Source organism: Pseudomonas asiatica (assembly GCF_040214835.1).
In the GTDB taxonomy this organism is placed as follows: domain Bacteria; phylum Pseudomonadota; class Gammaproteobacteria; order Pseudomonadales; family Pseudomonadaceae; genus Aquipseudomonas; species Aquipseudomonas putida_Z.
Window position 1 is genome coordinate 1,967,751 of the sequence record NZ_CP157874.1, and the last position, 19,403, is coordinate 1,987,153.

At 62.2% G+C, this 19,403-nt stretch carries 18 protein-coding genes and 3 tRNA genes; 17 read left to right on the plus strand and 4 right to left on the minus strand.

The features are described 5' to 3' along the window. Positions 1–25 precede the first annotated feature (25 nt). The 10 genes from ABNP31_RS08895 to ABNP31_RS08940 all read left to right on the plus strand — a co-directional run bounded on the left by ABNP31_RS08895 (position 26) and on the right by ABNP31_RS08940 (position 9,685). Positions 26–101: transfer RNA gene (locus ABNP31_RS08895), tRNA-His, on the plus strand. Between the two features lie 52 nt (positions 102–153). After that, a tRNA-Leu gene (locus ABNP31_RS08900) sits at positions 154–238 on the plus strand. Positions 239–282: 44 nt separating this feature from the next. Further along, positions 283–358: transfer RNA gene (locus ABNP31_RS08905), tRNA-His, on the plus strand. A 301-nt stretch (positions 359–659) separates the two neighbouring features. Then, positions 660–959, plus strand: a complete 300-nt coding sequence (locus ABNP31_RS08910; RefSeq protein WP_025338418.1) for a DUF6388 family protein — start codon at positions 660–662, stop codon at positions 957–959. Positions 960–1,206: 247 nt separating this feature from the next. After that, positions 1,207–2,520 (plus strand): trigger factor, encoded by a 1,314-nt coding sequence (gene tig, locus ABNP31_RS08915; protein WP_024086620.1) that lies wholly within the window; start codon positions 1,207–1,209, stop codon positions 2,518–2,520. A gap of 91 nt (positions 2,521–2,611) precedes the next feature. Further along, positions 2,612–3,253, plus strand: a complete 642-nt coding sequence (clpP, locus tag ABNP31_RS08920) for an ATP-dependent Clp endopeptidase proteolytic subunit ClpP (RefSeq protein ID WP_003259400.1) — start codon at positions 2,612–2,614, stop codon at positions 3,251–3,253. A gap of 108 nt (positions 3,254–3,361) precedes the next feature. Continuing rightward, positions 3,362–4,645 carry an ATP-dependent Clp protease ATP-binding subunit ClpX gene (gene clpX, locus ABNP31_RS08925; protein WP_025338419.1) on the plus strand — a complete coding sequence of 428 codons (1,284 nt, stop codon included), beginning with the start codon at positions 3,362–3,364 and terminating at the stop codon, positions 4,643–4,645. 163 nt (positions 4,646–4,808) lie between these two features. Then, positions 4,809–7,205 carry an endopeptidase La gene (gene lon, locus ABNP31_RS08930; RefSeq protein WP_015269697.1) on the plus strand — a complete coding sequence of 799 codons (2,397 nt, stop codon included), beginning with the start codon at positions 4,809–4,811 and terminating at the stop codon, positions 7,203–7,205. Positions 7,206–7,357: 152 nt separating this feature from the next. Beyond that, positions 7,358–7,630 (plus strand): HU family DNA-binding protein, encoded by a 273-nt coding sequence (locus ABNP31_RS08935; RefSeq protein WP_003259401.1) that lies wholly within the window; start codon positions 7,358–7,360, stop codon positions 7,628–7,630. A gap of 183 nt (positions 7,631–7,813) precedes the next feature. Beyond that, a complete protein-coding gene (locus tag ABNP31_RS08940; RefSeq protein ID WP_025338420.1) occupies positions 7,814–9,685 on the plus strand; it encodes a SurA N-terminal domain-containing protein in 1,872 nt (623 codons plus the stop codon). A gap of 177 nt (positions 9,686–9,862) precedes the next feature. Here the strand turns inward: ABNP31_RS08940 and ABNP31_RS08945 are convergent, their stop codons facing one another. Continuing rightward, positions 9,863–10,903, minus strand: coding sequence for a patatin-like phospholipase family protein (locus ABNP31_RS08945; RefSeq protein ID WP_024086621.1), 1,041 nt, complete (start codon positions 10,901–10,903; stop codon positions 9,863–9,865). Between the two features lie 178 nt (positions 10,904–11,081). Here ABNP31_RS08945 and ABNP31_RS08950 point away from each other — a divergent pair, with 178 nt between their 5' ends. The 3 genes from ABNP31_RS08950 (at position 11,082) to ABNP31_RS08960 (ending at position 13,032) form a co-directional block, all read left to right on the plus strand. Then, positions 11,082–11,360, plus strand: a complete 279-nt coding sequence (locus ABNP31_RS08950; RefSeq protein ID WP_003259403.1) for a hypothetical protein — start codon at positions 11,082–11,084, stop codon at positions 11,358–11,360. A gap of 17 nt (positions 11,361–11,377) precedes the next feature. Beyond that, positions 11,378–12,157, plus strand: coding sequence for a CHAD domain-containing protein (locus ABNP31_RS08955; RefSeq protein WP_238067510.1), 780 nt, complete (start codon positions 11,378–11,380; stop codon positions 12,155–12,157). A 77-nt stretch (positions 12,158–12,234) separates the two neighbouring features. Next, positions 12,235–13,032, plus strand: coding sequence for an acyl-CoA thioesterase (locus ABNP31_RS08960; RefSeq protein ID WP_085617510.1), 798 nt, complete (start codon positions 12,235–12,237; stop codon positions 13,030–13,032). Between the two features lie 136 nt (positions 13,033–13,168). On the opposite strand, the gene ABNP31_RS08965 is transcribed toward ABNP31_RS08960, so the two are convergent. The 3 genes from ABNP31_RS08965 to ABNP31_RS08975 form a co-directional block, all read right to left on the minus strand. Further along, entirely contained in the window at positions 13,169–13,537 is a 369-nt protein-coding gene (locus tag ABNP31_RS08965) for an Mpo1-like protein (RefSeq protein WP_038409214.1), read from the minus strand. Positions 13,538–13,612: 75 nt separating this feature from the next. Beyond that, entirely contained in the window at positions 13,613–15,091 is a 1,479-nt protein-coding gene (locus ABNP31_RS08970) for a methyl-accepting chemotaxis protein (protein WP_025338425.1), read from the minus strand. Between the two features lie 256 nt (positions 15,092–15,347). Beyond that, positions 15,348–16,145 (minus strand): TatD family hydrolase, encoded by a 798-nt coding sequence (locus tag ABNP31_RS08975; protein WP_085663147.1) that lies wholly within the window; start codon positions 16,143–16,145, stop codon positions 15,348–15,350. Positions 16,146–16,303: 158 nt separating this feature from the next. Here ABNP31_RS08975 and ABNP31_RS08980 point away from each other — a divergent pair, with 158 nt between their 5' ends. From ABNP31_RS08980 to greB, 4 genes are all read left to right on the plus strand, one after another. Next, positions 16,304–17,710, plus strand: a complete 1,407-nt coding sequence (locus ABNP31_RS08980) for a transglycosylase SLT domain-containing protein (protein ID WP_085663148.1) — start codon at positions 16,304–16,306, stop codon at positions 17,708–17,710. Between the two features lie 113 nt (positions 17,711–17,823). After that, positions 17,824–18,261 carry a DoxX family protein gene (locus ABNP31_RS08985; RefSeq protein WP_085663149.1) on the plus strand — a complete coding sequence of 146 codons (438 nt, stop codon included), beginning with the start codon at positions 17,824–17,826 and terminating at the stop codon, positions 18,259–18,261. A gap of 223 nt (positions 18,262–18,484) precedes the next feature. Beyond that, positions 18,485–18,793: a hypothetical protein gene (locus ABNP31_RS08990; protein WP_025338428.1), complete on the plus strand. Its 309-nt coding sequence runs from the start codon at positions 18,485–18,487 to the stop codon at positions 18,791–18,793. An 11-nt stretch (positions 18,794–18,804) separates the two neighbouring features. Continuing rightward, positions 18,805–19,278, plus strand: coding sequence for a transcription elongation factor GreB (greB, locus tag ABNP31_RS08995; protein WP_063914016.1), 474 nt, complete (start codon positions 18,805–18,807; stop codon positions 19,276–19,278). Positions 19,279–19,403 lie beyond the last annotated feature (125 nt).

Below are 19,403 nucleotides of genomic sequence, written 5' to 3' on the forward strand. Positions count from 1 at the left end.
AGCAAGTAGGCTGTAATGCAATATGGTGGGCGTAGCTCAGTTGGTAGAGCGCTGGATTGTGATTCCAGTTGTCGTGGGTTCGATTCCCATCGTCCACCCCATATTCTTCAAAGGCGCCTCGATAGCATCTGGCGCCTTTGTTTTAAGCGTTACGCGGACGTGGTGAAATTGGTAGACACACTGGATTTAGGTTCCAGCGGCGCAAGCTGTAAGAGTTCGAGTCTCTTCGTCCGCACCATGCTTCTGTAAGGCTGTACCGCAACATCGCAAGACTGCAATATGGTGGGCGTAGCTCAGTTGGTAGAGCGCTGGATTGTGATTCCAGTTGTCGTGGGTTCGATTCCCATCGTCCACCCCATATTCTTCGAAGGCGCCTTGATCGTGAGATCGGGCGCCTTTTTTGTTTCTGCGCTCGGTGTATGGCTTGAGGGTTCTGGCACTTGTGAGATCGAGCGCCGCCCGCGCGGCGCTTCGCGGGACAAGTCGGATCGCCGCGCGGGCGGCGCTCGGTCTCCCGGGCGCTGAAAATGCCCTGGCGAACGCCCTCCCGGCCAAATCGCATCCCGGCCCTTGCAATCCTCTGGTGACACCCCAATAAAAGCTGTTAGATTTCAGCCGGTTGAAACACCGGCCCATTTGGCCGGCAGAGGAACAGCCCGATGATCGCAAAAGAAGCCCGTCAGGCCCTGGCGCTACAGCGCTTTGCCGAGGCCAACCCGCAGCTGCTCGAAGAGATCCGTGAGCTGGATGCGCGCGAGCAGGCCCAGCAGATCGAGTGGGCGTTCGAGGATGCGGCCGAGGAGCAGGGTATCCAGCCTTGGGAGCTGGCCCTGCAACTGATCGCCGAAACCCCCGAGCAACTGCAGGCCATGCGCCTGGAGACGCACCGCGAGGTAGCTGAGGCGCTGGGGATGGAGTGGGAGGAGTACTGCCAGTTCAACGAAATCGACCCTGAATAAAGGCAGCGAATTCGTTCCTGGTAGTTGTTTGACAAGGTATTTCGGCTGCAGGGCGCCCCGGGCGTCGTGCGGCCCCCATTGAAGCAGGCCCGGCGTTATGTCGTGCGGGCCTTGAAAGTTAATCGACCGGCGTGGTTTCCCGTCGTCCCGAGTGGGGTGACTTCTGCTGCGCGACTCACTAGAATGCTTGCCCTTGATTCTGGAGTCGGGCTAACGCCGGCTAACGTCTGTGCAACGAGGAATATCCATGCAAGTTTCTGTTGAAAACACTTCCGCTCTCGAGCGCCGCATGACCATCGCCGTTCCGGCCGAGCGCGTCGAGAACGAAGTCAACAAGCGTCTGCAACAGACTGCCAAGCGCGCCAAGGTTGCCGGCTTCCGCCCAGGCAAAGTGCCGATGAGCGTGATTCGTCAGCGTTTCGAAGCTGATGCCCGTCAAGAGGCTTTCGGTGACCTGGTCCAGGCTTCCTTCTACGAAGCCATCGTCGAGCAGAAGCTGAACCCGGCTGGCGCCCCTGCGGTAGAGCCGAAGTCCTTCGAAAAGGGCAAGGACCTGGAATTCGTCGCCATCTTCGAAGTGTTCCCGGAGTTCACCGTTGGCGGCCTCGAGTCGATCAACGTCGAGCGCCTGAGCGCCGAAGTGGCTGACGCCGACCTGGACAACATGCTGGAAGTGCTGCGCAAGCAGAACACCCGCTTCGAGGCCGTCGAGCGCGCTGCGCAGAACGACGACCAGGTCAACATCGACTTCGTCGGCAAGGTCGACGGTGAAGTGTTCGCCGGTGGTTCGGCCAAGGGCACCCAGCTGGTACTGGGCTCCGGCCGCATGATCCCAGGCTTCGAAGACGGCCTGGTTGGCGCCAAGGCTGGCGAAGAGCGCGTTGTCAACGTGACCTTCCCTGAGGACTACCAGAACCTGGACCTGGCTGGCAAAGCCGCCGAGTTCACCATCACCGTCAACAGCGTTGCCGCTCCTGTGCTGCCAGAGCTGAACGAAGAGTTCTTCGCCCAGTTCGGCATCAAGGAATCGACCCTGGAAGGCTTCCGCACCGAAGTTCGCAAGAACATGGAGCGTGAACTGCGCCAGGCCATCAAGGCCAAGGTGAAGAACCAGGTCATGGACGGTCTGCTGGCTGCCAACCCGATCGAAGTGCCGAAGGCCCTGCTGGAAAACGAAGTCAACCGTCTGCGCGTGCAGGCTGTTCAGCAGTTCGGTGGCAACATCAAGCCTGAGCAACTGCCGGCCGAGCTGTTCGAAGAACAAGCCAAGCGCCGTGTGGTCCTGGGCCTGATCGTGGCCGAAGTGGTCAAGCAGTTCGAGCTGAAGCCGGACGAAGGCAAGGTTCGCGAAATGATCGAAGAAATGGCTTCGGCTTACCAAGAGCCTGAGCAGGTCATCGCGTGGTACTACAAGAACGATCAGCAACTGAACGAAGTCCGTTCGGTTGTGCTGGAAGAACAAGTTGTAGATACTGTTCTGCAGAAAGCGACTGTGACCGACAAGTCGGTCTCGTACGAAGATGCCGTTAAACCAGCACAGGCTCCAGCCGCCGCTGAGTAACAGGCTTCTCTCGTAGGAAACCCCCACAAGCCAGCCTTCGAGCTGGCTTGTGCGTATTCAAGCCATGACTATTTGGGAGTGAGCGCAGGACATGTCCCGCAATTCTTATATTCAGCAGAGCTCTGACATCCAGGCCGCAGGCGGCCTGGTCCCGATGGTTATCGAGCAGTCCGCCCGTGGCGAACGCGCTTACGACATCTACTCGCGCCTGTTGAAGGAGCGTGTGATCTTTCTGGTTGGCCCGGTAGAGGACTACATGGCCAACCTCGTCGTCGCGCAACTGCTGTTCCTTGAAGCGGAAAACCCGGACAAGGATATCCATCTTTACATCAACTCGCCGGGCGGTTCCGTCACCGCCGGCATGTCGATTTACGACACCATGCAGTTCATCAAGCCGGACGTCTCGACCATCTGCATCGGCCAGGCCTGCAGCATGGGCGCCTTCCTGCTGGCTGCAGGTGCCAAGGGCAAGCGTCACTGCCTGCCGAACTCGCGTGTGATGATCCACCAGCCGCTGGGCGGCTTCCAGGGTCAGGCCACCGATATCGAGATCCACGCCCAGGAAATCCTCAATATCAAGGCCCGCCTGAACGAGCTGCTGGCCTACCATACCGGCCAGGATCTCGAGACCATCAAGCGCGACACCGAACGTGACAACTTCATGAGCGCCTCGCGCGCGGCCGAGTACGGCCTGATCGACTCGGTCTACGACAAGCGGCAACTGGCCTCCTGAACCGGGGTGCCAGAGCAGGTGGGCGCCGAAAGCGCCTACCTGCGGACTTGAAAAAGCCCGCAATTGCCTTCATCTTGTGTTGCAAGCCTACCGGATTGGATCGATCGAATGACTGACACCCGTAACGGCGAGGACAGCGGCAAATTGCTTTATTGCTCCTTCTGCGGCAAAAGCCAGCACGAAGTGCGCAAACTGATTGCCGGGCCCTCGGTATTTATCTGCGACGAGTGCGTCGACCTGTGCAACGACATCATCCGTGAGGAGGTGCAGGAAGCCCAGGCCGAGAGCAGCGCGCACAAATTGCCTTCGCCGAAAGAAATCAGCGGTATCCTGGACCAGTACGTCATTGGTCAGGAACGCGCGAAGAAGGTGCTTGCCGTAGCGGTGTACAACCACTACAAGCGCCTGAACCAGCGTGACAAGAAGGGTGACGAAGTCGAACTCGGCAAGAGCAACATCCTGCTCATCGGGCCAACCGGCTCGGGCAAGACCCTGCTCGCCGAAACCCTTGCGCGCCTGTTGAACGTACCGTTCACCATTGCTGACGCCACCACCCTGACCGAAGCCGGTTACGTGGGTGAGGACGTCGAGAACATCATCCAGAAGCTGTTGCAGAAGTGCGACTACGACGTGGAAAAGGCCCAGATGGGCATTGTCTACATCGACGAGATCGACAAGATTTCGCGCAAGTCGGACAACCCGTCCATCACCCGTGACGTCTCGGGCGAGGGCGTGCAGCAGGCACTGCTGAAGCTGATCGAAGGCACCGTGGCCTCGGTTCCGCCGCAAGGCGGCCGCAAGCACCCGCAACAGGAATTCCTGCAGGTCGATACCCGCAACATTCTGTTCATCTGCGGTGGCGCCTTCTCGGGCCTGGAAAAGGTCATCCAGAACCGCTCCACCAAGGGTGGCATCGGTTTTGGCGCCGAAGTACGCAGCAAGGAAGAGGGCAAGAAGGTTGGCGAGTCCCTGCGTGAGGTCGAGCCGGACGATCTGGTCAAGTTTGGCCTGATTCCGGAATTCGTCGGCCGCCTGCCGGTACTGGCAACCCTCGACGAGCTGGACGAGGCTGCGCTGATGCAGATCCTCACCGAGCCGAAGAACGCCCTGACCAAGCAGTATGCCAAGCTGTTCGAGATGGAAAGCGTCGACCTCGAGTTCCGCAGCGATGCGCTCAAGGCCGTGGCGCGCAAGGCCCTGGAGCGCAAGACCGGCGCCCGTGGCCTGCGTTCGATCCTCGAAGGCGTGCTGCTCGACACCATGTACGAGATTCCTTCGAAGAAGGATGTCAGCAAGGTGGTGATCGACGAGAGCGTCATCGATGGCACCTCGCAGCCGCTGATGATCTACGAGAACAGCGAGCCGCAAGCCAAGGCCGCACCGGACGCCTGATCCAGGCAATGGCCGGTTGACGGTTGCAAGCAAGAAGGGGCCTACGGGCCCCTTTCTGCTTTTCCTGCGCTAGCGCTTGTAATTTCCCAAGCGTGCCCCCACATTAGGTCCAAGCATCATTTCCACCGGTTTCCGGCCATAAGGCCGCTGTAGAGGCGAAATCATGAAGACCACCCTCGACTTGCCTCTTTTGCCATTGCGCGATGTCGTTGTTTACCCGCACATGGTCATCCCGCTGTTCGTGGGGCGCGAAAAGTCCATCGAAGCCCTTGAGGCGGCGATGACGGGCGAAAAGCAGATCCTCCTGCTGGCCCAGAAAAACCCGGCCGACGATGATCCGGGCGAAGACGCCCTGTACCGCGTCGGTACCGTTGCCACCGTGCTGCAATTGCTGAAACTGCCCGATGGCACCGTCAAGGTGCTGGTCGAGGGCGAGCAGCGCGGCGCCGTGGAGCGTTTCAGCGAAGTAGAAGGGCACATCCGTGCCGAAGTTTCCCTGATCGACGAAGTCGACGCCGCCGAGCGCGAGTCGGAAGTGTTCGTGCGCACGCTGCTGTCGCAGTTCGAGCAGTACGTGCAGCTGGGCAAGAAAGTCCCTGCCGAAGTGCTGTCGTCGCTGAACAGCATCGAAGAGCCAGGGCGCCTGGTCGATACCATGGCCGCACACATGGCCTTGAAGATCGAGCAGAAACAGGAAATTCTCGAAATCGTCGATCTGCCGACCCGTGTCGAGCACGTCCTGGCGCTGCTGGATGCCGAAATCGACCTGCTGCAGGTCGAAAAGCGCATTCGCGGTCGGGTCAAGAAGCAGATGGAGCGCAGCCAGCGCGAGTACTACCTGAATGAGCAGATGAAGGCCATTCAGAAAGAGCTCGGCGATGGCGACGAAGGCCACAACGAAGTCGAAGAGCTGAAAAAGCGCATCGAAGCCGCTGGCCTGCCCAAGGACGCACTGGCCAAGGCCCAGGCCGAGCTGAACAAGCTCAAGCAGATGTCGCCGATGTCGGCCGAGGCCACCGTGGTCCGGTCGTACCTCGACTGGCTGGTGCAGGTGCCGTGGAAGGCCCAGAGCAAGGTGCGCCTGGACCTGGCCAAGGCCGAGGAAATCCTCGATGCGGACCACTACGGCCTGGAAGAGGTCAAGGAACGCATCCTCGAGTACCTTGCCGTGCAAAAGCGCGTCAAGAAGATCCGCGGGCCGGTACTGTGCCTGGTCGGCCCACCCGGCGTCGGCAAGACCTCGCTGGCCGAGTCGATCGCCGCTGCGACCAACCGCAAGTTTGTGCGCATGGCCCTGGGTGGTGTGCGTGACGAGGCCGAGATCCGTGGTCACCGCCGTACCTACATCGGTTCCATGCCTGGCCGCCTGATCCAGAAGATGACCAAGGTGGGGGTGCGCAACCCGCTGTTCCTGCTGGACGAAATCGACAAGATGGGCAGCGACATGCGTGGCGACCCGGCCTCGGCACTGCTCGAAGTGCTCGACCCGGAGCAGAACCACAACTTCAACGACCACTACCTGGAGGTCGACTACGACCTCTCGGACGTGATGTTCCTGTGCACCTCGAACTCGATGAACATCCCGCCGGCGCTGCTCGACCGGATGGAAGTCATCCGCCTGCCGGGCTACACCGAGGACGAGAAGATCAACATCGCGGTCAAGTACCTGGTGCCCAAGCAGGTCAAGGCCAACGGCTTGAAGAAGGACGAGCTGGAAGTCGACGTCTCGGCGATCCGCGACATCATCCGCTTCTACACCCGCGAAGCCGGTGTGCGTGGCCTGGAGCGGCAAATCGCCAAGGTCTGCCGCAAGGTGGTCAAGGAACATACCGGGCAGAAGCAGGTCAAGGTCAAGGTGGCCAGCGAGCAGCTGGAGCACCTGCTGGGTGTGCGCAAGTTCCGCTACGGCCTGGCCGAGCAGCAGGACCAGATCGGCCAGGTTACCGGCCTGGCCTGGACCCAGGTGGGCGGCGAACTGCTGACCATCGAAGCCGTGGTCATCCCCGGCAAGGGCCAGCTGATCAAGACCGGCTCGCTGGGCGACGTCATGGTCGAGTCGATCACCGCCGCGCAGACCGTGGTGCGCAGCCGTGCCCGCAGCCTGGGTATCGCCGCCGACTTCCACGAGAAGCACGACGTGCATATCCACATGCCGGAAGGCGCCACGCCGAAGGATGGCCCGAGTGCCGGTATCGGCATGTGCACCGCGCTGGTGTCGGCGCTGACGCAGATTCCGGTACGTGCCGATGTGGCCATGACCGGCGAAATCACCCTGCGTGGCCAGGTGCTGGCCATTGGCGGGTTGAAGGAAAAACTGCTGGCGGCACACCGTGGCGGGATCAAGACGGTGATCATTCCCGAGGAGAATGTTCGCGATCTGAAGGAGATTCCGGAAAATATCAAACAGGATCTGCAGATCAAACCGGTCAAATGGATTGACGAAGTCCTGCAAATTGCGCTGCAATACGCCCCGGAGCCCTTGCCAGATGTGGCTCCGGAGATTGTCGCGAAAGATGAAAAGCGCGACGGCGATGCTAAGGAAAGAATTAGCACGCACTAGTAGTTTTTGGCTGGGGGGCTTTCCTTGACAGTTTTTTCGGGGCCTTGCTATAAAGCGGCACGCTATTGTCATCAGGCCACCCAGCGCACGTTTCATAAGCTTTTCATTACATACTTAGAAACAAACTCAATAGAGAAATAAGGGGACTTAGAGTGAACAAGTCGGAACTGATTGACGCTATCGCCGCATCTGCTGACATCCCGAAAGCTGTAGCCGGCCGTGCGCTGGACGCAGTCATCGAATCCGTCACCGGCGCCCTGAAGCAAGGTGACGATGTGGTACTGGTTGGTTTCGGTACCTTCTCGGTCAAGGAGCGTGCAGAGCGCACCGGCCGCAACCCGCAAACCGGTAACGCGATCAAGATCGCTGCCGCCAAGGTTCCAGGCTTCAAGGCTGGCAAAGGCCTGAAAGACGCCGTCAACTAAGTCGTCTCTTTCAGCCGGACCCGGCCTGGCCAGGTCCGAGCACGGTGATGGCGGGGCGCAAACGTTCCCGCCTGACACGTTTGCTAAGAAAAGGCGCATCCTCGGATGCGCCTTTCTTTTATCAGGTTTCTACCCACGCTCCGCGGTTGTCGACGCAGTGGTACAGCCGTTTCTGGGGGACGCATGCTGCAAAATATCAGGGACAATTCACAAGGTTGGATTGCCAAGACCATCATCGGCCTTATCGTCGTGTTGATGGCGTTGACCGGCTTTGAAGCCATTTTCCAGGCCGCCACACATAGCCAGGACGCCGCCAAGGTGAACGGCCAGACCATCAGCCAGAACGAGCTGAGCCAGGCGGCCGACATGCAGCGCCGTCAGCTGATGCAACAGTTGGGCAAGGATTTCGACCCGGCGCTGCTGGACGACAAATTGCTGCGCGAAGAGGCACTGAAAGGCCTGATCAGCCGCAAGCTGCTGCTGCAAGGCGCCGAAGATGCCAAATTCGCCTTCTCCGAGGCCGCGCTGGATCAAGTGATCCTGCAGACGCCGGAATTCCAGGTGGACGGCAAGTTCAGTGCCGACCGTTTTGACCAGGTCATTCGCCAGATGGGCTATGGCCGCATGCAGTTCCGCGACATGCTCGCCGAGGAAATGCTTATCGGCCAGCTGCGCACCGGCCTGGCCGGCAGCAGCTTCGTCACCGACCAGCAGGTCGATGCCTTTGCCCGCCTCGAGAAGCAGACCCGTGACTTCGCTTCCCTGACCTTCAAGGCCGACCCGGCCGCGGTCAAGGTCAGCGATGAAGAGATCAAGGCGCACTACGACCAGCACGCCAAGGAGTTCATGTCGCCAGACCAGGTGGTGATCGACTACATCGAGCTGAAGAAGTCGGTGTTCTTCGATCAGGTCAAGGTGACCGACGAAGAGCTCAAGGCCCAGTACGAGAAGGAAATCGCCAACCTCGCCGAGCAGCGCCATGCCGCGCACATCCTCATCGAGGTCAACGACAAGGTCACCGACGCCCAGGCCAAGGCCCGCGCCGACGAGATCGAGCAGCGTCTGGCCAAGGGTGAAGACTTTGCCGCGCTGGCCAAGGAGTTCTCCCAGGACCCGGGTTCGGCCAACAGCGGCGGTGACCTTGGCTTCGCCGGCCCGGGCGTTTACGACCCGGCGTTCGAAGATGCACTGTACAAGTTGCAGGATGGCCAGGTCTCGGCGCCGGTGCGCACAGAGTTCGGCTACCACCTGATCAAGCTGCTGGGCGTACAGGCACCGGAAGTGCCGAGCTTCGCCAGCCTGAAGGACAAGCTGACCCGTGACCTGAAGATCCCGCTGGTCGAGCAGCGTTACGTAGATGCCAGCAAGCAGCTGCAGGATGCCGCCTACGAGGCTTCCGACCTGGCCCAGCCGGCCCAGGACCTGAACCTGAAGGTGCAAACCTCCGCAGCCTTCGGCCGTGAGGGTGGTGAAGGCATCACTGCCAACCGTTCGGTCGTGCAGGCCGCATTCTCCGAAGAAGTGCTGGAGGAGGGTGCCAACAGCACCGCCATCGAGCTCGACCCGGAAACCACCGTGGTACTGCGCGTCAAGGAGCACCGCAAGCCTGAGCAGCTGCCGCTGGAAGCCGTGGCCAAGAACATCAGCGAACACCTGGCCAAGGAGAAGGCGACTGCCGAGCTCAAGGCCAAGGCGGACAAGCTGATTGCCGGCCTGCGTGACGGTTCCATCGCAGCGGGCAGTGTGCACGAAGGGCAGGGCTGGAAGGCCTATGAAGCAGTTACCCGCGGCGAGGACGGTATCGACCCGGCCGAGCTGCAGGCACTGTTCCGCCTGGGCAAGCCACAAGCCAAGGACAAGCCGGTTTATGGCAGCGTCGTGCTGCGTGACGGTAGCCTGGTGGTACTGCAGCTCAAGGGTGTCAACGAAGGCGCTACTGCCACCGACGAAGAGAAGCAGCAGATCCGCCGCTACCTCGCGTCGCGTGCTGGCCAGCAAGACTTCGCGGCGTACCGCAAGCAGCTGGAAGCCAAGGCGGACATCACCCGTTACTAAGGTGATGGATGCATGAACGAACAGGCCGCCCAGTGCGGCCTGTTTCGTTTCTGTTGTCTGTGCCGGCCTCTTCGCGGGTAAACCCGCTCCCACAGGTCCAACACAGGTTTCAAGTACTGTGGTGAACCTGTGGGAGCGGGTTTACCCGCGAAGAGGCCGGCACCAGCAGCGCAGGGTCTAGCGTTTCACCCCTTCATGGATATCCAGCGTATCCCGCGCAATCTCCCGCCCCAGGGCAATCAGCTCCGGCGCCTTGTAGAACTCGAAAAACCGGCATACCCGTTTGGGCACGTTGATCAGTACATCCGGCGGATAGCCGGCGATCTTGTACTGCGCCAACGACGTCTGCATGACCTCGAAGCTCTGGTTGATCAAGTCCAGCAGCGAAGCGGGCCCCACGTTGTCGATGATGAACGAGCCAGTCGCCGACTTCGGCGCGCCTTCGCGCTCCGGCGCCGCCGCCGGTTGCTGGCCTTCCGGGTTGGCGGCGTCGGCCAGCCACGGGTTTGGCGGCGCCAGCCCTTCGGCGACGATTTCCTGCTCGATGCGGATCAGCTCCTCCGCCGGCTTGCGCCGGAACGGCAAGCGCGAGCCCAGCGAACTGAGCAGGGCATCGAAACGCATCTTGAACGCTGCCGGGCGTTCGATCACAGGTAACTGGTACTGCTTCTGGTTGGTGGCGTTGAGGTTGACCGCGATGATCAGGTCGCAGTGGCTGGACACCACCGGCACGATCGGCAGCGGGTTGAGGATGCCGCCGTCGACCAGCATGCGGTTGCCTTGCATCACTGGGGTGAACAGGCTGGGGATGGCCGCCGAGGCGCGCATGGCCTGGTGCAGGCACCCCTCCTGGAACCAGATTTCCTGCTGGTTGGTGAGGTCGGCTGCAACCGCCGTGTAGGGGATGCGCAATTGCTCGATGTTGATCTCGCCGACGATCTTGCGGATTTGCCCGAACACCTTGTCGCCGCGAATTGCGCCGAGGCGAAAGCTGACATCGACCAGGCGCAACACATCCAGGTAGTCGAGGCTCTCGATCCAGTTGCGGTAGTCTTCCAGCTTGCCGGCGGCATAGATGCCGCCGATCACCGCGCCCATGGAGCAGCCGGCGATGCAGGCAATGTCGTAGCCACGGCGCTCGATTTCCTCGATCACCCCGATATGTGCATACCCCCGGGCTCCGCCGGATCCCAGTACCAGTGCCACGCGTTTGCTCATGAACATTCCCCGGCCAGTGCAACCATGGTCCTACAATGCACCCATCGCCACCTGTGCTTCAATGTGCATCGCGCTGAGCTACTGTAATAAAACTGGCTGGGCCAAGCTGGCTGGGCAGGGCACTTTTCAGCTGCCGAGGCGTCAAAAAGCCAACGTTTTTTCTTTTGAGGTATTACCGATGAAAGCCTGGATCTGCCTTCCCTTGATCGCCTTGGCCCTTGCTGGCTGCGCGGGCAAGACGGCCTACCGCGAGAGTTGCGCGACCCAACTGGATGCCGCCTGGAAGGAACTGGACCTGGCCAAGGCCGAAGGCTTTGCCGGTGCCGTGAGCTACTCCAAGGCCTTGTCGTTGCTGACCGGGGCCAAGACCCAGCAGCAGTTCGAAGGTTATGAAAGCTGTACCAGAAAAGCCGAAAAGGCCCGTTTCTATATTCGTGAGTCTCGCGCCGGGCGCTGACCAAGGAGCGTCTTTCGATGTCTGCCATGCTCGATCATGTGGTTGCCCAGATAGTGGCCTTGCAGGTGCGCCTGCTGGCCTGCCGCGAGCGCCTGGCTGCCGATACCGACAGTGAGGCCTTGCATGACCTGCGCACCACCCTGCGGCGCCTGCGCAGCCTGCTGCGGCCGCTGCGTGGGCTGCCGGGGGTGGAGCAACTGGAGGACGCCGCCAAGTCGCTGGGTACACTGACCACGCCGTTGCGTGATCGTGAGGTGCTGGCGGCCGAACTGATCGGGCGTGGTTTTGCCGAGGCCGGGCAGCGGCGCCTGGAAGGGCGTGGCAGTACCTTTGCCAGTGTTGCCGCCAGCCCGCAGCTGACCCGGGTGCTGGCGATTGTCGACGCGTTTCCGCTGTTCCTGCGTGCAGCTGGCCGCGAGGGCCTGGTCAAGGCGTTGGAAAAGCGTATCGACAAACGCCTGGTCAAACAGTGGCGCAAGTTGCACAAAGCGCTGCAGGACCCGGCCCACGATCGCCATCGCCTGCGTTTGCTGATCAAGCGTGCGCGCTACGGTGACGAGGCATACCCGCAGCTCGACCATGCGGGCAAGCCGTTGCGGCGCTTGCTGAAGCAGGCCCAGGGCGACCTGGGTGACTGGCATGATCGCCAGCAATGGCTGCTGCAGGCGCGCGACCATGCCGACCTGGAACCGTGCAAGGTCGCCTGGGAGCAGGAGTTGCACGAGGCCGAGCGCCATTCGGATGTGACGCTGGCTGCACTGCTGCAGGCGCTGGCGCGGCGAAAGCCCGAAAAATGACCGATATGCGGGCTGATCGACAAGGGTTTGCTGGCTAGGATGGACAGACCTTTTTCGCTGCAGGCAGGAGCCGGCCAATGAATTTCAACCAACTGCTCGACGCCGTGCGGGCCAACCCCGAAGCGGTGAGCGTCCCGCCAAGCTGGGCCCAGGGTCGCGCCGCCTTTGGCGGGCTGATGGCGGCCATGGTGTATGAAGCCATGCGCCAGAAAATCTCCGATGACCGCCCCGTGCGTTCGCTGGCCATCAGCTTTGTGGCGCCGGCCGCGGCGGATGTGCCAATCCGCTTCGACGTGGAGGTGCTGCGTGAAGGCAAGGCAGTCAGCACCTTGCTGGGCCGTGCCGTTCAAGACGGCCAGGTGGTGACCCTGGTGCAGGGCAATTTCGGTGCAGGGCGGCCATCAGTGGTCGATGTGCCGGCGTTGCCGGCCACGGAAATGAAAGCGCTCGAAGACGCAGCCCCCGAGCTGCCCCATATCAAAGGCGTTACCCCGGAGTTCATGCAGCATGTGGCCTTGCGCTGGGCGGTGGGTGGGTTGCCGTTCAGTGGCAATCAGTCGCGCCAGATGGGTGGCTGGGTACGTTTGCGCTCGGTGGCCGAAGAACCGGTCAACGAGGCGCACCTGCTGGCGTTGGTCGATGCCTGGCCGCCGAGCCTGATGCCGTTTCTCAAGCAGCCGGCTGCCGGCAGCACGTTGACCTGGACGATCGAATTCATGCAGCCCACGGCGCAGCTGTCGACCCTGGACTGGTGCCGTTATTGCGTGGAAACCGAGCATGCGCGGGATGGTTATGGGCATGCCGCCGCCGCATTGAGGACGGCGCAGGGCGAGTTGCTGGCCTTGAGCCGGCAGACGGTTACCGTGTTTGCCTGACCGAACCCGGGAGCGCGTTGCGCTCCTATCGCGACACAAGGCCGCTCCCACAGGATCGCGTAAAATTCAGGACATGCGCGGTTCTTGTGGGAGCGGCCTTGCGTCGCGATTGGGCTGCAGAGCAGCCCCACTGGCATCAGCGCCGATGCTTGTGTCGTTCCCGCCAGGCCTTCCACCAGGCCCCGCTCAGCAAGAAGCGCGGAAAGGTGATGAACTGCTCGGTCAGCAGGCGTTGCACGGCATCCTTGCGGTTGGCGAAGGGCTCGGGTTGCTCGGCTTCCAGGCGATGGCCCTGGCGCTGCAGGCCCAGGCCGGCGATCAAGGCAATGATGCCAACGGCAATCTGGCCCAGATCCAGGCCGAACAGGCCGGACAGAATCAGCAACGCGCCAAGGATGAACAACGGCACGGCGATCAGGTGCAGCACCAGGTTGGTCGGGTGGCGGTGGTTGTGGTGGTAGCCGCGCCATTGCCAGGCGGGCAGGTTGGGCAGGCGTTTGCTCATGGGCATTTCCTCTCGGTCATGCCCAAAGCTTAGTGCGCCCCCCAGGCGGGGGCCAATCGAGGCTGGCTATGGTGACTATAGCTTGAGCTGGCCAATGGCCTTGTTCAGTTCACCGGCCAGGGTCGCCAGTTCGCTGCTGGTGGTCGCCGAGCCCACGGTCTGTTGCACGGTCTGTTCGGTGACATCGCGAATACTCACCACGGCGCGGTTCATTTCCTCGGCCACCTGGCTTTGTTGCTCGGCTGCCACGGCAATCTGGGTGTTGCTTTCGCGCATCTGCGCCACGGCACCGGTAATCTCGGCCAGTGCTTCGCCGGCCTCCTGGGCCTGCCTGACGCAGTCGTCGGCCTTGTACGAGCTTTCCTGCATGAAATCCACTGCATCGCGGGTGCCCGACTGCAGGGCCGAGACCATGGTGGTGATCTCGTCGGTGGAGTTTTGCACGCGCTTGGCCAGGTTGCGCACTTCATCGGCCACCACGGCAAAGCCGCGGCCCAGGTCGCCGGCACGCGCTGCTTCGATGGCGGCATTGAGCGCCAGCAGGTTGGTCTGCTCGGCGATGCTGTGGATCACACTGACCACGCCATTGATCTTCTGGCTGTCTTCGGCCAGCTGGCGAATCATCTCGGCAGTTTGCTGAACGCCGCTGGACAGCCCCGAAATCGAGTCCTGCACCCGGCTGACCACCTCCTGGCCGCTACCAGCCAGGGTGTCGGCGGTTTGTGACAGGTCACGGGTGGCGCCGGCGTGCTGGGCGATGTGGTGCACCGTCGCCGACATTTCGTTGATGGCGGTAGCGGCCTGGTCGGTTTCGCTCTGCTGGCCGAGCATGCCGTGGCGCACGTCGCTCATGCTCGCAGCCAGGCGCGCGGCACCGGAGTCCAGTTGCGCTGCGGTGTGGGCGACGGTACTGACCACGCGGTGGTAGGTCGCCTGCATGGCATTGAAGGCCCCGGCCATCTGGCCGACCTCGTCGCCACAGGCCAGCGGTACGCGGGCCGACAGGTCGCCGGTTTTTTCCACGTGCAGCATCACGTCCTTGAGCGTGTTGAGCTGGCTGAGCAGGAAGCGGATCAGCAGCTGCGAGGCGCCGAGCATGGCCAGCATCAGGACCAGCACGCATACTGCGTAGTTGCTGAAGCGGTCGAGGAACACCTGGCGCAGGCTGGGCGACTGGGCCAGCACGGCCATTTGCTGATCGCCGTTGCGCAGCACCTGCGCGCCCTGTAGCGGGTTGTTGCCCAAGAGCCGGGCGGCGGGCAGTTCGACCCAGCCTTGGGCATTGCGCAGGGCCTCGAGGGGTTCACCCGCGAAGGTGGGCGTTTGCCCGGCTGACCAGCTGATGACGTTGGCCGGGCGGGGCAGCGGCTGGCCGGCCGGCCAGGCAGCCAGCAGTTGGGCCTGCGCGGCCGCCTGGGCCTGCGCGGCCTCGGCGCGGGCGCGTTGCTCCAGGTGCACGGCATAGAGCACCAGCAGCAAGGTCGTGACAAAGGCCACCGCGTTGACGGCCCAGAACTTGTACTTCAGGGAAACGTTGCTAAGCCAGGCACCCATGGGCAGGTCTTCTCTGAGTTGAGCGGGAACAATATTGGCAAGGTGCCATCATTGTGCCTGCGCAAGCCAGGGCCTTTCTTGATGTGTATCAAGAAAATTCTGCCGCAAGTTCTGACGCGCTTTTGTAGGAGCGGCCTTGTGTCGCGATAGGGGTGCGAAGCGCCCCCAGGTTTTCAGCTTCGCTGCATAGATTGCCGGGGCCGCGTTGCGGCCCTTTCGCGACACAAGGCCGCTCCTACAGGAGAACGCGTCGGGTTCAGGGGAGTTGGAAAAACGCCTGCGCCGTTGCCGTGGTATGCGCCGCCGTCTGTTCGGTCGACTCGCCCCGGTGCAAGGCCACTTCACGCAACACCTCCGGCAGGAACGCTGGTTCGTTGCGCCCGTTCTTCGGCTTGGGCCGCAGGCTGCGCGGCAGCAGGTAAGGCGCATCGCTCTCCAGCATCAGCCGCCCCTCGGCAATGTTGCCCACCAGCGGGTGCAGGTGGGTGCCACGGCGTTCGTCGCAGATCCAGCCGGTAATACCGATGTGCAGGTCCATGTCCAGGTAGGCGAACAGCGCGTCGCGCTCGCCGGTAAAGCAGTGCACCACTGCGCCGGTCAGGTGGTCGCGGTAATCCTTGAGGATCGCCAGCAGGCGTTCGCTGGCGTCGCGTTCGTGCAGGAACACCGGCAGATGCAGCTCGGCAGCCAGTGCCAACTGTGCCTCCAGGGCTTTTTCCTGCAGCGGGCGAGGGGAGAAGTCGCGGTTGAAGTCCAGGCCGCATTCGCCCACGGCGCGCACGCGTGTTTCATTCAGCAACTGGCGCAACTGGCGCTCGCTGCCGGCATCCCAGGTTTTGGCATCATGAGGGTGTACGCCTGCCGTGGCGAACAGGTGCGCGCCGCTCGCATCCAGTTGCTGGCACAGCTCCAGCGCCTGTTCGCTGACCGCCAGGCTGGTGCCCGTCAGCACCATCTGCGTGACCCCGGCCTCAAGGGCGCGCTCGACGATTGCCGCCTGCTGGTCGTGGAAACTGCTGTTGGTCAGGTTGACGCCGATATCGATCAGTTGCATGGTGCTATCTCGTGCCGCGGGGCGGCCAGCATAGCAAAAACCGTGTTTTTCTGAAAAAACCAAGAACTTCATGCTGTTGCCGTGGTCTTTTACCGTCATTTCTCTCTTGGCGGTGCAACCCCATGGATGCCGCCCACCGACCACGGACACGTTTTCGCATGCAGCGATGCTGGCTCATTTTCCTGCTGACGCTTGGGCTGACCTTGACCGGGCCTGCCCACGCGCGCGTGCCGGGACCGCAGCAGAACATCGCGCCGGCCAAGGTCCGTGACCTGCAACAGATTCGCACCAGCCAGGTGCTGCGGGTGCTGGTCAACCAGAGCCGCAACAGCTCCGGTGAGGTCAAGGGCGAGCCGGTCGGCATCGAATACTATCGCCTCCGTGCCCTGGAACATTACCTCAATGCCCGCGCCGCCGACGGCCAGGAGATCCAGCTCAAGCTGATCCCGCGGGCCAAGGAGCAGTTGCTCGGCGCCCTGGCCCGGGGCGAGGGTGACCTGGCCGCGCCGGGTGAGCTGCTCGACCCCGCCGTGGTGCGTGGGGTCAGCAGCAGCGCGCCGGTGCTCGACCAGGTGCCGCTGCTGCTGGTGGGGCGCAAGGGCGAGCGCAGCTTCAGCCATGTCGAGCAGTTGTCCGGGCGTACCGTGGCCCTGACCAGCGCCAGTGCCGCCGGCCCGTTGATCCAGCAGGTCAACCAGCAACTGGCGCTGCGCAAGCGCGCGCCGATCAAGGTAGAGTGGGTCGACTCGACCCTGGCGGTGGAGGATGTGCTGGAAATGGTCCAGGCCGGCATCTATCACCTGACCGTGGTCGAGCAGCCGATCGCCCGGCGCTGGGCCCGGGTGATGCCGCGCCTGCGCCTGGACAGCCGCGTAAAGCTGGGGGCGCCGCAAGCCATGCGTTGGTATGTGAGGCCCGATGCGCCGCAGTTGCAGGCCACGGTCGATCGCTTTCTGCAGGGCTACCGCGCACCGGACAACCAGGACGCCGCGTTCGAGCGCATCTACCGCCGCCAGTACCGGGTGCACGACCCATTGGCCAGCAAGAATCGCCAGCGCCTGACCGCGCTGCGGGCGGTGCTGCAGAAACACGGTGAGGCGCAGCAGATCGACTGGCTCAACCTGGCCGCGCTGGCCTTCAAGGAGTCGACGCTCAACCCGGCAGCGCGCGGCACCGGAGGGGCCCATGGCCTGATGCAGATCACCCCTTCGGCGGCGCAGCGTGTGGGGGTGAGCAACACCGCCACGGTGGATGGCAATGTCCAGGCCAGCGCCCGTTACCTGGCGCTGATCCGGCGCAAGTTCTTTGCCAGCGCCAAGATCAACGAGCGCGAGCGCATGGCCTTCGTGCTGGCGGCCTACAACCTGGGCCCCGAGCGCGTCCAGGCCATGCGCGCCGAAGCGCGGCGGCGCGGGCTGAATGGCGACCAGTGGTTCTTCCAGACCGAACGTGTCGCCATGGAGCAGGTGGGCATGGGGCCAGTCAACTTCGTCAATAGCGTCAACAAGTACTTTGTAGCGTTCAACCGGGAGCGTGCCGCGCTGGAGCGTGTGGCTAAACGCTGACAAATCGATTTTGTCGATTGTTATGTTGGGTTTTTTGCGATTTTCATATCTATCGAATCGATTATGATGGCGACCATCCCAACACAACTTCCCCGCTTCAAGGAGTCTTCGACATGAACAACGCTACCCTCAACGCTCTGTTCTCCACCCGCGCCGGTGCTGGCCTGAGCGTCATCCGTATCCTGGTCGGCATCATCTTCATTGCGCATGGTGCGCAAAAACTGTTTGGCATGTTCGGTGGCTATGGCCTGGAAGGCACCGGCCAGTGGATGGAGAGCATCGGCCTGGCCCCGGGTTACCTGATGGCCCTGCTGTCCGGTAGTGCCGAATTCTTCGGCGGCCTGGCCCTGGTGATCGGCCTGCTGGCCCGCCCGGCGGCCCTGGTGCTGGCGGTGACCCTGGTGGTGGCGATCTTCTCGGTGCACATCGGCAACGGCCTGTTCATGTCCAACAACGGCTATGAGTTCGGCCTGGCCCTGCTGGCTGGCACCGTCGCGGTACTGATCGAAGGCGCTGGCCGCTTCTCGCTGGACCGCCTGATCGCCCGCTGATCCACCGCAAATGCCAAGATACAAGCCTCAGGCCGATCACTTTCGGCTTGAGGCTTGTATCTTGCCGCTTGTAGCTCTAGCATACCGTCTGCGCCGATTTAAACAGCTACTTGCGGGGCGCAGGAAAGCCCCTCTCCGGGTCATCCGAAATACCGCTAAAGCGCTGGTTCGGTGACGCCTCCCACCGCTGCCCAGCGGGATTCGCGAGGCGGAGAGAAGCTCCATGAGTTGCCCACGTACCAGTGTCTGTTTGAGCCCCTTGCCTGCCAGCCAGGCGTCCCGCACACCGCGCATCCTGCTCGGCGGCCAGCATCAACCCACTCTTTTACGTCACCTTGAAGGCCTGTCCCGGCGCAAGGGCCAGGCGCGTGCATTTCTGATCCAGTTCGCCGATACCGGCTGCCACCTCGCACAGTATGGCAATGACCGTTTCGACCTGGCCGTGATCCAGGCCCCGGCACCGGACGAGGCCGCCGAAATCATCGGCCACCTCACCCGTATCGCGCGCCAAGGCCTGATTACCCGCCGCTGAGGAGCGCGCTGTTGAGTACCAACATCATCACCACGGAAGGCCATGAGGCGCTGAAGAAAGAACTGGACCACCTGTGGCGGGTATACCGCCCGGAGATTACCCAGAAGGTTACCTGGGCGGCATCGCTGGGCGACCGCAGCGAGAATGCCGACTACCAGTACAACAAGAAGCTGCTGCGCGAGATCGACCGCCGGGTGCGTTACCTGCGCAAGCGTCTTGAAGATGTGAAGGTGGTGGCCTACTCGCCGCAGCAGGAGGGCAAGGTGTTTTTCGGTGCCTGGGTGGAGATCGAGAACGACGAGGGCGAGACCATGAAGTTTCGCATTGTCGGGTATGACGAGATCTATGGGCGCAATGACTACATCTCGATCGACTCGCCCATGGCTCGTGCCTTGCTGAAGAAGGAGGAGGGTGATGAGGTGGTGGTGCACACACCTACCGGTGAAGCGACCTGGTATGTGAACAGCATCACTTACGGCCAGTGAGTTGATATTGCCTGTGCCGGCCTCTTCGCGGGTAAACCCGCTCCCACAGGTCCGACACAGGTTTCAAGTACTGTGGTGAACCTGTGGGAGCGGGTTTACCCGCGAAGAGGCCAGCACGGGCTGTC